This is a genomic window from Cylindrospermum sp. FACHB-282, assembly GCF_014697195.1.
Taxonomy (GTDB): Bacteria; Cyanobacteriota; Cyanobacteriia; order Cyanobacteriales; family Nostocaceae; genus Cylindrospermum.
This window is the reverse complement of sequence record NZ_JACJRJ010000063.1, coordinates 19,951-32,335: the sequence shown is the minus strand read 5'-3', so window position 1 is coordinate 32,335 and position 12,385 is coordinate 19,951. Positions and strand designations below refer to the sequence as shown.

Here is a 12,385-nt window from a genome sequence, read left to right as displayed (position 1 = left end):
AAAAACAGAGCGGCGGGGCATCCCGTTCTTAAAGCCAAGAGTCTCCTAAGCAATAGCCGGATTGTCTTGGAAGCCTACACTGTACTCTTAGAGTCAGTGTAGGAGTATGTCACTCTAAGTATGTTTTCAAAAATAAAATCGGAGTCCTCTATGGTTACGTTTATTCAACACGTTTTTTTAGGGAAGACTAATTATGACTCAACTAACCCTTCAACTTAGTATCAATCCTGCCGCACCTAGGCATCCCATTAGCCCACTTATCTATGGTATTAATGCTATTGGCATGAATGATCAGCATTTTGCCGAACTAAGCCAAGCCATCAAACCACCAGTTGTTCGTTGGGGTGGCAATGCCACAAGTCGCTACAATTGGCAGAATGATTTCTACAATACTGGCAAGGACTGGTATTATGAAAATATCCCCTACGATAACCCAAAGCGCTCAGAACTTCCCAATAATTCTGCTGCTGATCGCTTTATTCAACGTAACAAGGATGCTGGAATTGAATCATTAATCACCGTTCCACTCATTGGCTGGGTTGCTAAAGCTAAAGCAGAAAATGACCCGAACCTACTCGATCACCCCTATAACTGCGGTTTTAAGGTCAGTAAATATGGTGAGCAACAATCAACTGACAAATTCGATCCCGATTGTGGCAATGGGATTCGCCCCGATTCATCACTGGTTGTTTATAATTACCCAGCCGATACTAGCATTGCAGTTAGTCCTGATTTTGTAAACTGTTGGGTGAGGCATCTAGTGGGGAAGTTTGGTGATGCCTCGGAGGGTGGCGTCCGTTTTTATGCACTCGATAATGAACCGGGGATTTGGTTTGAGACCCACCGCGATGTCTTCCCTGGCTATTTAAGCTACGAAGAACTATTGCAGCGCAGTATCGATTACGCTGCTGCTATTCGCCAAGCCGATCCAAATGCCCAGATTTTAGGGCCCGTACAGGATGGGTGGATGCGCTACTTCTATTCATCATATGGCTCCTACCCCGATGAAACCGCCGAAAAAGACCGTGATGCCCACAAAGGTAAGGCATTTGTGGCTTGGTATCTGGCTAAACTCTATGAGCGCGATCAGGAGAGCCGCCAGCGTACTATTGACTATTTTTGCCTCCATTATTACCCAGAGGCGGCGGGTGTCGCACTTTCATCAGATGGCGGCTATACAACTAACCCACTCGTGGTCTGGGCGCGCCGACTTCGCAGTACCCGCTCCCTGTGGGATACAAGTTATGTGGATGAAAGCTGGATCAAGGATACTGAAGATGGCAATACTGCGGTGTACCTGATCCCTCGCATGCATGCTTGGGTTAATAAGTACTACCCTGGTCTAAAGTTAGCTATTTCGGAGTATAACTGGGGTGCTCTTGATGGTATGAATGGAGCCTTGGCTCAAGCCGATGTGCTAGGGATTTTTGGGCGTGAGGATGTGGGGTTAGCAACCCTTTGGCAACCACCAACTGCCGACCAACCAGGAGCGTTTGCCTTTCGGATGTACCAGAATTATGATGGTCAAGGGGGCAAATTTGGTGATATCAGTATTTTGGCTACTAGTGCCGATCAGGGGCAGCTGGCAATTTATGCCGCTGAACGCAGTAGCGATCGTGCTCTCACCGTGATGATTATTAATAAATCTGATAACGACCTCTCAGCCCAGATCGATCTTGGTGGTTTTATAGGAGGAGAATCTGCACAATACTACCATTATAGTGCTGCTACCAAGCTCCTTTCAATTGCAAAACTGACCGATCTACCTATCAGTAATGGTGCAATCAATAGTACATTTGCAGCAAGATCAATCAATCTATTGATTATTGCTGGTTCTATATAGCAACAAAACGTCGTTTGTGCAGATCAGCAAGTGTCCCAGGATGGAAATTTGTCTGGTCTGACACCTTAGCGCTTTTCCATCACTCTCATGAGAGAATAATAATCCAAGTTGCTAGTTATTGATTCAGGCGATCGCTTTGTGCAATAAAATCCCCTCCAGATGTGAAAAACGGAGGGGAATATACTAATTTCCGTAGACCGAAAAGTTTTGCGATGCCTGGGGCGTCCGCGGTGCCATCGCCAAATACTTCAACGAGTTTCACCCTTAGTACGTAAAACTTTATCCTTCTCAAAATCTTTCGACAATCATATTGGAGCAGTCTGGTATTTCGTTCATCACCATAACGCTAGTTTACGAAGTTAAATCATTACTATGCATCACTACCGAATTTTTAATTCCGCTCTGCCGTAATAAGCTGTTGGGCTTTTAATTTGAACATCAAGGGCGGGCTTTCCTGCCCACCCCACAAGAGTTAGATTGAATGATGGTATGCACATTATAGGATTGTCAGCTTACCATTTATATTTTATGGGACTTAACGGACAGGAAACACCAAATATGGAGCGTTGCTTAAGTCTGTTGTAGGGTGCGTCAGACCCAATAATTTGGCAATAATGAACAGATTTTCGACATCTGACGCACCCTACAAAGCCATGTTCAAAAGCCGAAAATGACCAACTATCGTTGCTCCATATCGTGTTCAATTTGTATAGTGCGTAAGTTCTATTTTATATTGTATTGGCAAGTAATCCAAAATCTACTGATGCTATATAGACGATTTGGACGCACAGAATTACAAATGCCAGTGTTTTCCTGCGGTGGCATGAGATATCAGTTTAAATGGCAGGATGTTTCCCAAAAGGATATTCCGGCAGAACAGCAGAAAAATTTGGAAGCGACTATTCGCCGGGCAGTTGATCTGGGGATTAATCATATCGAAACGGCCCGTGGTTATGGTACTTCCGAAATGCAGTTGGGGAGAATATTGCCCAAGTTTCCCCGCGATAAGTTAATTGTTCAGACAAAAGTCAATCCGGTAGCAGATGCGAAACAATTTCGGCGGACATTTAAACAATCACTGGCATATCTCAAGCTAGATTATGTTGACTTACTGGGGTTACACGGTATCAACGATGCTGAATCTTTAGAATACAGTATCCGTCCCGGTGGCTGTTTGGATGTGGCACAGCAGCTACAAGCAGAAGGAAAAGTGAGATTTATTGGCTTTTCTACCCACGGGGCAACAGATTTAATTATCCAGGCGATTAATACGAATAAATTTGATTACGTTAACCTGCATTGGTATTATATTAATCAATGGAATTGGGCAGCAATTGAAGCAGCTAAACGCCACGACATGGGGGTGTTTATTATTAGCCCATCAAATAAAGGAGGTTTGTTGTATGAACCACCGCAAAAGTTAGTTAATCTTTGCGCCCCTTTGAGTCCGATGGTGTTTAATGATTTGTTTTGTCTGAGTCATCAAGAGGTGCATACTTTAAGTGTGGGGGCAGCAAAACCCGAAGATTTTGATGAACACTTGAAAACTTTAGCATTGCTAGATCAGGCTGGGGAAATCTTACCCCCTATTTTGGCGCGGTTAGAGTCAGAAGCGATCGCCATTTTGGGAGAAGACTGGGTAAAAAACTGGCAAATCAATTTACCCAGTTGGGAAGAAACACCGGGTCAGGTGAATATGTGGGTAATTTTGTTGTTGTTAAATTTAGCGATCGCCTACGACATGGTAGATTACGGCAAAATGCGCTACAACTTGCTGGGTAATGGTAATTCCTGGTTTCCTGGCAACAAAGCAGATAAGCTAGATCAACTAGACCTGGGGCAATGTCTCGCCCATAGTCCTCACGCTGATAAAATCCCTAAAATGCTAGCAAAAGCTCATCAGATGTTAGCAGGTGCAGAGGTAAAACGTCTATCTCAAAGTTAATCGGCTAATGGCTAATGGGTAATAGGTAATGTGGATAATACTTTTACCAATTACCAATTACCCTTCGGGTTCGCCAGTTGCTCATGGGGAGCCACTGCGTTGGACGGGTTCCCCGGCTTAAAGCACGTGGCGTGGAAACAAGACGGTTCTGCGCACTGGCTCACCAATTACCAATTACCAATTACCAATTACCAATTACATAACATCTGCCGATTGATTTACCCTTGGCACAACTAGGATTTTATCAACACGGTTACCATCCATATCCATCACTTCAAAACGCATTCCCTGCCATTCAAAATGATCAGCGGCGGCGGGAATACGTCCTAAATGGGTGATGATAAAACCACCCAAGGTTTGATAACTACCTCTTTCTTCGGTTTCCAACTCTTCGAGAGCGAAAAGTTCCCAAAACTCTTCTACAGGTAACATTCCATCCACAAGCCAGGAACCATCTTCCCGTTGTACAGCTTGTGGTTGCTCCTGTCCAGGGCCAGCAGGAACATCACCGACTATTTCGCTCATAATGTCGTTGAGGGTGACTAATCCTTGAATGACGCCGTATTCATCAACTACCAGGGCCATGTGGGTGATAGTTTGCTTGAATAACTCCAAAACTTTCAACCCACGGGTACTTTCGGGTACAAATACGGGCTGTCGCAATCCCACAGTTAAATCTAAGGGTTCACTGCGGAAACTCCGGGCTAATAAGTCAGTGACTGGGATAACGCCCAAGACATTGTCAAGTCCCTCCTGACACACTGGATAGCGAGAATAGGCACTATCAACTATTTTCTGGCGGTTTTCTTCAGGGGTGTCTTCCAACTCCAGCCAGACAATATCGGGACGGGGTGTCATCAAGTAACTGACAGGGCGATCGCCTAAACGAAAGACTCGTTCTACCATATCCTGTTCGGCTTCCTCAAAGGTTCCCGCTTCAGTACCTTGCTCAATTAAGATTTTAATTTCTTCCTCAGTCACTTGCGGCTCGGTAGAGGGTGTGATGCCCAACACTCGCAGCACTAGGTCTGTAGAAGCACTTAGTAAGTATACCACTGGGGAAGCAAGGGCTACCAAAGCTCGCATGGGAATAGCGATCAGGGCCGCAGTCCGTTCTGGGTTGTTTAATGCCAGACGCTTCGGTACGAGTTCACCAACAATCAGTGAAAAATAGGTGATTAGCAAGACTACTACCCCAAAGGCGATTGGTTCGCTGTAACTCGCTAAAAAAGGGACTAGCCGGACATACTCTGCCAGCCTTTTAGCAATGGTAGCTCCCCCAAAAACACCGTTGAGGATGTTGATCAGTGTAATTCCCACCTGAACAATGGACAAAAAATGATTTGGAGACTCAGCCAGCTTTAATGCCGCCCGTGCTTTTGGGTCTCCTTGATTGGCTAGCTGTTGTAGCCTGACCTTTCTCGCTGAGACTATTGCCATCTCAGACATGGAGAAGACGCCATTGGCAATAATTAGCACCAAGATGATTAAAATTTCAAAAGTTATGGAAGACATGTTTAGAATTGCCGCTATGGAAAGCGAATGTAGCTTAAATCCTAGTATCTAGTATTAAACGTGATTCTATAAATGCTTTGACTATACATAAAGTATTGACTTTCGCCCCAGACTGGGTAAACCTCTTCTGGCTAGGCAAAAAATTGGTCGTAGATGCTTTCGGCATTACCGGACTTACATCCTGTCCCTACCCTTCCCTAAGAGGGAGAGGAATTACGGCGACTTGTTAAAATGGTTGACATCAAGGACTTCTAGATTTTTTCACTGCAACGACTTCCAACTTTAATACAACTTATGGCATTTTCTTCTATTGTGCGTGCTTTGGCGCGATCGCCACTGACCACAGAACTAGTCTCTAAGCTCAATAAACAACAAGAATTGCGGTTAAATGGCATTTCCCGCCTGCCCAAAGGCTTGGTAGCTTCGGCATTGGCGAACAATGAGGGCAGGGATTTGTTCGTGGTATGTGCCACTTTGGAGGAAGCTGGGCGGGTTTACGCACAAATGGAGGCCATGGGATGGAAGACTGTGCATTTTTACCCCACCTCTGAGGCGTCCCCCTATGAACCCTTTGACCCTGAAACGGAGTTGAATTGGGGACAAATGCAGGTACTGGCAGATTTGGTGGGTAGGGACGGGGTAACGGAGACAAAAACTGCAATTGTGGCGACAGCGGGGGCGCTGCAACCTCATTTACCACCACCATTGGTTTTTAGCTCTTTTTGCCTCACCCTCAAAAAGGGGATGGAATACGACCTGAATGCTTTCAGTGAAAAAGTCACGATTCTAGGATATGAGCGAGTGCCTCTGGTGGAAACGGAAGGGCAATGGAGCCGACGGGGCGATATTGTGGATGTGTTCCCGGTTTCCTCTGAGTTGCCAGTTAGACTGGAATGGTTTGGGGACGAAATCGAGCAAATTCGGGAATTTGACCCAACAACTCAACGTTCTGCTTTGGATAAAGTTGAACAGCTAACTCTGACTCCTACTAGCTTTGCGCCTATTGTCATGTCAGCATTGCAAGATAGTGCCGAGTTTCGAGTGTTGAATGCTGAATTAAATTCAGACTCAGAACTCATTACTCAGGACTCAGCAGTTTTAGAAGGTAGTCGGCGTTTTTTGGGGTTGGCTTTTGAGCAACCAGCTTCTCTGCTGGACTATTTACCAGAAAATACTCTGATTGCCATTGATGAGCCAGAACAGTGTTATGCTCATAGCGATCGCTGGGTGGAAAATGCTGATAGTCAGTTATCGATCGCTGGTAAATTGCCTCGAATTCACCGTTCTTTTGATGAATGTTTAGCTGAAACTAGCAAATTTAAAAGGTTATATTTATCGGAATTGGCTGAGGAAAATAGTGGTGTGAATCTAGCGAGTAGACCTGTTCCTGTCACGCCACACCAGTTTGCTAAATTAGCGGAAACAATTAGACAAGATCGCGATCGCAATTTTTCTATCTGGCTGCTTTCTGCTCAACCTTCCCGTTCTGTCTCTCTGTTGCAAGAACACGATTGTCCGGCTCAGTTTATCCCTAATCCCCGCGACTACCAAGCAATTGATAAGTTACAAATCAACCATACGCCAATTGCCCTCAAATATTCTGGTCTGGCGGAATTAGAAGGGTTTATTCTGCCTACATATCGATTAGTAGTTGTTACTGACCGCGAATTTTTTGGGCAGCATTCTCTAGCGACTCCTGGCTATATCCGCAAACGCCGCAAAGCTGCTTCTAAGCAAGTTGACCCCAACAAATTGCGTCCGGGGGATTATGTGGTTCACAGAAGCCACGGCATTGGTAAATTTGTCAAGCTGGAAAGTCTGACGATTAACTATGAAACCCGTGATTATTTGGTGGTGCAGTATGCTGATGGGTTGCTGAGAGTGGCAGCTGATCAAGTGGGTTCTCTTTCACGGTTCCGCACTAATGGCGATAAAGCACCAGAACTGCACAAAATGACTGGGAAAGCTTGGGATAATACTAAGAACAAAGTCCGCAAAGCGATTAAGAAGTTGGCGGTGGATTTGTTAAAATTGTATGCAGCGCGATCGCAACAACAAGGTTTTGCCTATCCCGCAGATATGCCTTGGCAAGAGGAACTAGAAGACTCTTTTCCCTACCAAGCGACCACAGACCAACTCAAGGCTGTGCAAGATGTCAAACGGGATATGGAAAGCGATCGCCCAATGGATCGCTTAATTTGTGGTGATGTCGGTTTTGGTAAAACAGAAGTTGCCATTCGCGCTATTTTCAAAGCCGTCACCTCTGGTAAACAAGTGGCACTTCTTGCACCTACCACCATCTTAACGCAACAGCACTACCACACTTTAAAAGAACGCTTTGCCCCTTACCCGGTAAATGTGGGATTACTCAACCGCTTCCGCAGCCCTGAAGAACGCCGTCAGATTCTCAAGCGACTAGAAACAGGTGAATTAGATGTAGTCGTCGGGACGCAGCAACTTCTGGGTAAAGGTGTGAGTTTCCGAGATTTAGGACTGTTGGTGGTAGATGAAGAACAGCGGTTTGGCGTCAATCAGAAAGAGAAAATTAAAAGCCTGAGAACTCAAGTTGATGTGCTTACCCTGTCAGCTACTCCCATTCCCCGGACTTTGTATATGTCTTTGTCGGGAATTCGAGAAATGAGTTTGATTACCACACCACCCCCAACGAGACGGCCGATTCAAACTCATCTCGCACCGCTGAATCCAGAAATAGTCCGCACTGCTATTCGTCAAGAATTAGATAGAGGTGGACAGGTGTTTTATGTGGTGCCGCGAGTGGAGGGAATTGAAGAGACTACAGCTAATTTGCGGGAGATGATACCGGGAGGCAGATTGGCGATCGCTCACGGTCAAATGGATGAAAGCGAGTTAGAATCAACCATGCTCACTTTCAGCAATAATGACGCAGATATCCTCGTTTGTACGACAATTATTGAGTCTGGGTTAGATATTCCGCGAGTTAACACCATTTTAATTGAAGATGCTCATCGCTTTGGGTTAGCTCAATTGTACCAGTTGCGGGGACGTGTGGGACGTGCGGGAATCCAAGCTCACGCCTGGCTATTTTATCCCAAGCAGCGGGCTCTAACTGATGCAGCAAGGCAACGGTTACGAGCAATTCAAGAATTTACTCAACTCGGTTCTGGATATCAGCTAGCAATGCGAGATATGGAAATTCGCGGGGTGGGTAACTTGCTGGGTGCAGAACAATCTGGTCAAATGGATGCCATCGGTTTTGATTTGTATATGGAAATGTTAGAAGAGGCAATTCGGGAAATTCGTGGTCAAGAAATACCCAAGGTTGATGATACCCAAATTGACCTCAACCTTACAGCCTTTATTCCTGCTGATTATATTACCGATTTGGATCAAAAGATGAGTGCTTATCGGGCGGTGGCAACGGCTAAATCTAAGGGAGAATTAAAGCAGATTGCTGGTGAATGGTGCGATCGCTTTGGGGCAATTCCCGTACCTGCAAATCAACTTTTGCGGGTGATGGAACTGAAGCAGCTAGCGAAAAATCTCGGATTTAGCCGGATTAAGCCAGAGAACAAGCAACACATCGTTTTAGAAACCCCAATGGCTGAACCTGCTTGGAATTTGTTAGCGGAGAATTTAACAGAAAGTATGCGATCGCGTTTTGTCTATTCTCCGGGTAAGGTAACGGTTCGCGGTTTGGGCGTTTTTAAGGCAGATCAGCAGTTGCAAAACTTAATTGACGCTTTCGGTAAAATGCAAGGTGCAATTCCTGAAGCAGCTTTGGTGTGAGTAATTAAGATCAGCTAAAAAATCTTGTAGCGCAGGCTTCTAGCCTGCGCGTGTATTTATGAATCACCTAAGATTGCTATATCAGTCCGCAGAAGTTATCGAAAAGAAATCATGATACAGGCTTTATCCCAGCAAGTAACATTTGATGAATTTATCGCTTGGTATCCAGAAAAAAGCGAAAGACGCTATGAATTACATGATGGGGAAATTATAGCAATGCCGAAAGCAACAGGAATGCACTCAGAAGTTGCTGGGTTTACCTCTGGTGAATTATTCTTAGAAATTCGTAATTCTAAATTACCCTATTTCATCCCCAAAGAATGCATTATTAAAGCGCCAGGAGAATCAGGATATGAACCAGATGTGATTGTTTTAGATAAGCGCAATGTTAATAATAATGAGCTACGCTGGCAAAGAGAATCAATCATCACTATAGGTAGTTCCGTTAGGTTAATTGTAGAAGTAGTTTCCACAAATTGGAGTGACGATTACGCACTTAAATTAGAACAATACGAATTTTTAGGTATTCCTGAATATTGGATTATTGATTATTTAGGTTTGGGTGGTAGACGATATATAGGTAATCCCAAACGACCTACTTTCTCTATTTATAATTTAATTGAGGCAGAGTACCAAGTTACTCAATTTAGAGGCTCTGAGATAATTAATTCACCCACTTTCCCAAATTTAAAATTGACCGCTGAACAAATTTTTAAGGCAGGTGTTGGAGACTAAATATATAGAACTTACGCACTATACAAATTGAACACGATATGGAGCAACGATAGTTGGTCATTTTCGGCTTTTGGGACAGCCTTAAGCAATGCTTCATATTTGGTGTTTCCTGTCATTGAGTAAAATAAAGAAACCATGAACAACACACTTTTACAACGAATCTCAATTGATACAAATATCTGTCACGGTAAACCATGTATTCGAGGTTTACGCTACCCAGTTGAATTTATTTTAGAATTACTCAGTGCGGGTATGAGTATTGAGGATATTTTAGCCGATTACGATGATTTAGAACGTGAAGATATTTTAGCTGTTTTGTTATTTGCGGCTCGTCTTAGTCAGGTAAAAAGCATACACAAAATAGCATAATGAAGTTTTTAGTAGATGCCCAATTACCAAGAAATGTGGCGTTTATCTTGCAATCTGCTGGTTATGACACAATCCATACTAAAGATTTACCTAACAGAAATGCCACCACTAATGAAGAAATAAATACAATTTCAATTCAGGAAAGTCGGATTGTTATTAGTAAAGATTCTGACTTTTTCGATTCTTTTATAATTAGGCAACAACCTTACAAGCTACTACAAGTTACAACAGGCAATATTAAGAACACAGAACTTGAGGCAATATTTATCAAAAATTTACCACAACTAATAGAATTATTTCAGCAATATTCGGTCATCGAAATGAGTAGAGATACGATAATTGTTCATCAATGAAATATTCTCAAGATAGATAATGCTTGAAAAACCATCCCTAGAATATTATTTAACTCTTCAATATCCTGTCACACTTTACCCTGACCCAGAAGGAGGATATGTAGCACAAATAAAAAAATTACCGGGATGTCTCACCCAAGGTGAAACCTTAGAAGAAACTGTAGCAAATATCAATGAAGCGCGGGAATTGTGGATTGAAACAGCTTATAAAGCTGGTGATGAGATTCCTTTACCCAGTAAAGATGATAACTATAGCGGTAAGTTACTGGTGCGGATGCCTAAATCTCTGCATCGTCGTTTGGCTGAAACTGCTGAACAGCAAGGAGTGAGTCTGAATCAGTATGTTGTGTCTTTGTTGAGTGCAGCAGTTTAAGAGAATTTAGCCTTACGCTAAAAAAGCGATCGCCAAACTATCTCCACTATCTCCTATACCCACGTACCCGACGAGGATATAAATCGTTAGACTGTGGTAATTGATTAGGTTGCTCTAAGCTGGGATTGCTAAATGTAGATGTTGGTAATTGATTAGGCTGCTGCAAACTAGTATTACCATAGTTGGCATATCCCACAGGAGTTGTATTATTAGTAATACTTTGAGTTGAAGACTGCACAGAATCAGGTGAAATATTATTAGGTGCAGCAGGAGTGACAGGAAGCACTGCCGTAGATGGTGTTACCACGTTTGGCAAAGTCTGCACGCCATTATAATTACTGTAGGGGTTTTGTGGCTGGTTAGTAACAGTTGGCTGAGTGTAGCCCATTCCCGTACCAGGTGGTAAACTCTGACTGGGTAGCATCATCGTTGCTCCATTAGAGGAGGTTTGCCCCAAAGGATTTATTTGACTTGAAGTAGAATTATTCAGCCTAGAAAAATTCTGATTTGTCGCTTGATTAATTTCTGCTTGTAAGGGATTGATTAAGACAGGATTTTGATTATTTTTAGTCTTGTTAGTTAATCCCATTTCCCAGCTAGAGGAAGTTGTCGTTTCTGTTGGTTCTGGTGATGTAGTTAAAGAATTGACCCCTAAAAATTGGCCACCATCACCTGTACCAGACCGCAATAAATTTTCTGCTTGAAGCACAAAGGGATTTTTCACATTTGGAGAGGGTGTGCTATTAACTATCCCCAAGCCAGGATTGGATTTTGCTTTACTAGCAGCAGCATTTTGCTTGTTAATCACATCCTCAATTAAGCCTTCGCTCTTCTTTGTCTGAGTGTTTCCCAGGGGATTGATTGTAGTGATAGAGAGAGTTGCTTGCTCAAAGTCATTCAATAGGACTGGCAAGTTATCAATATCCGCCACCACAGCTTTATCTTCTTCTGAAAATGAGGATTCACCAGGCTTTGGCGAAGCGACTTCGGTATTTTGCTTGTGTGTGAAAATATTTGGATTTAACCAGTATTCCCGAATTACGAACCCGATAACAAATAAAAAAATTGCTGTTCCCCAAAAACCAGGTCGCCCTAAATTCCATAACCTGGCTCTGAGATAGCGTAAGTAGGCGGGAGGGTATTGACTATGTGGCATGGGTTAGATGATTGAAGTTGGCTGGAAACTGAGACAAATAGACGCAAGTTGAGAGCAAATCCTCAATAGGAAGGATCACAACTACAGTCGGATGTTTATTTGATCCTAGCCTCTCAAAAGTTATTAGTCATTAGTAATACGGAGTTATGAGTTAAAAATTTACTTTTGGCTTTTTTGACCAAGCTTTCTAAAAAGTTAAGGTAAATTATGCTTTGTTTTTGGACATCGGTCACTTTGGATAGCATCACAAATTGAAAGCTGAACTAATTTTATTGTTGTGGCTGGATAACAGTTCAACTTTTTCCCTAGTTACCAAACTGTGCGCGGT

At 43.3% G+C, this 12,385-nt stretch carries 9 protein-coding genes and 1 pseudogene; 8 read left to right on the top strand and 2 right to left on the bottom strand.

Features of this window, described 5'->3' with window-relative positions; all coding sequences use genetic code 11:
• Positions 1-193: 193 nt before the first annotated feature.
• The 3 genes and pseudogenes from H6G32_RS23635 (at position 194) to H6G32_RS23625 (ending at position 3,788) form a co-directional block, all read left to right on the top strand.
• Complete coding sequence (locus tag H6G32_RS23635; protein WP_190462757.1) at positions 194-1,843, top strand: glycoside hydrolase family 44 protein; 1,650 nt, start codon at positions 194-196, stop codon at positions 1,841-1,843.
• 249 nt (positions 1,844-2,092) lie between these two features.
• Positions 2,093-2,206 (top strand): annotated as a pseudogene (locus tag H6G32_RS23630) (IS1 family transposase); the annotation flags it as partial.
• A gap of 400 nt (positions 2,207-2,606) precedes the next feature.
• Positions 2,607-3,788, top strand: coding sequence for an aldo/keto reductase (locus H6G32_RS23625; protein WP_190462755.1), 1,182 nt, complete (start codon positions 2,607-2,609; stop codon positions 3,786-3,788).
• A gap of 195 nt (positions 3,789-3,983) precedes the next feature.
• Here H6G32_RS23625 and H6G32_RS23620 read toward each other — a convergent pair whose 3' ends face one another.
• Positions 3,984-5,303, bottom strand: coding sequence for a hemolysin family protein (locus tag H6G32_RS23620; protein ID WP_190462753.1), 1,320 nt, complete (start codon positions 5,301-5,303; stop codon positions 3,984-3,986).
• A 294-nt stretch (positions 5,304-5,597) separates the two neighbouring features.
• Here H6G32_RS23620 and mfd point away from each other — a divergent pair, with 294 nt between their 5' ends.
• The 5 genes from mfd (at position 5,598) to H6G32_RS23595 (ending at position 10,901) form a co-directional block, all read left to right on the top strand.
• Positions 5,598-9,071: a transcription-repair coupling factor gene (mfd, locus tag H6G32_RS23615; protein ID WP_190462752.1), complete on the top strand. Its 3,474-nt coding sequence runs from the start codon at positions 5,598-5,600 to the stop codon at positions 9,069-9,071.
• Positions 9,072-9,182: 111 nt separating this feature from the next.
• On the top strand, positions 9,183-9,806 hold the full coding sequence (locus H6G32_RS23610; protein WP_190462750.1) for a Uma2 family endonuclease: 624 nt from the start codon (positions 9,183-9,185) through the stop codon (positions 9,804-9,806).
• A 135-nt stretch (positions 9,807-9,941) separates the two neighbouring features.
• Positions 9,942-10,175, top strand: coding sequence for a DUF433 domain-containing protein (locus H6G32_RS23605; RefSeq protein ID WP_190462748.1), 234 nt, complete (start codon positions 9,942-9,944; stop codon positions 10,173-10,175).
• Positions 10,175-10,528 (top strand): DUF5615 family PIN-like protein, encoded by a 354-nt coding sequence (locus H6G32_RS23600; RefSeq protein WP_190462746.1) that lies wholly within the window; start codon positions 10,175-10,177, stop codon positions 10,526-10,528. The genes H6G32_RS23605 and H6G32_RS23600 overlap by 1 nt, the downstream gene beginning before the upstream one ends.
• Before the next feature lie 19 nt (positions 10,529-10,547).
• Positions 10,548-10,901 carry a toxin-antitoxin system HicB family antitoxin gene (locus tag H6G32_RS23595; protein ID WP_190462744.1) on the top strand — a complete coding sequence of 118 codons (354 nt, stop codon included), beginning with the start codon at positions 10,548-10,550 and terminating at the stop codon, positions 10,899-10,901.
• Positions 10,902-10,947: 46 nt separating this feature from the next.
• On the opposite strand, the gene H6G32_RS23590 is transcribed toward H6G32_RS23595, so the two are convergent.
• Positions 10,948-12,057: a hypothetical protein gene (locus tag H6G32_RS23590; RefSeq protein ID WP_190462742.1), complete on the bottom strand. Its 1,110-nt coding sequence runs from the start codon at positions 12,055-12,057 to the stop codon at positions 10,948-10,950.
• Positions 12,058-12,385 lie beyond the last annotated feature (328 nt).

What these genes read in the sequence shown, in the direction of transcription:
- H6G32_RS23635 (WP_190462757.1), top strand. Translation starts at nt 194, where the DNA reads ATGACTCAACTAACCCTTCAACTTAGTATCAATCCTGCCGCACCTAGG.
- H6G32_RS23625 (WP_190462755.1), top strand. Translation starts at nt 2,607, where the DNA reads ATGCTATATAGACGATTTGGACGCACAGAATTACAAATGCCAGTGTTT.
- H6G32_RS23620 (WP_190462753.1), bottom strand. Translation starts at nt 5,303, where the DNA reads ATGTCTTCCATAACTTTTGAAATTTTAATCATCTTGGTGCTAATTATT.
- mfd (WP_190462752.1), top strand. Translation starts at nt 5,598, where the DNA reads ATGGCATTTTCTTCTATTGTGCGTGCTTTGGCGCGATCGCCACTGACC.
- H6G32_RS23610 (WP_190462750.1), top strand. Translation starts at nt 9,183, where the DNA reads ATGATACAGGCTTTATCCCAGCAAGTAACATTTGATGAATTTATCGCT.
- H6G32_RS23605 (WP_190462748.1), top strand. Translation starts at nt 9,942, where the DNA reads ATGAACAACACACTTTTACAACGAATCTCAATTGATACAAATATCTGT.
- H6G32_RS23600 (WP_190462746.1), top strand. Translation starts at nt 10,175, where the DNA reads ATGAAGTTTTTAGTAGATGCCCAATTACCAAGAAATGTGGCGTTTATC.
- H6G32_RS23595 (WP_190462744.1), top strand. Translation starts at nt 10,548, where the DNA reads ATGCTTGAAAAACCATCCCTAGAATATTATTTAACTCTTCAATATCCT.
- H6G32_RS23590 (WP_190462742.1), bottom strand. Translation starts at nt 12,057, where the DNA reads ATGCCACATAGTCAATACCCTCCCGCCTACTTACGCTATCTCAGAGCC.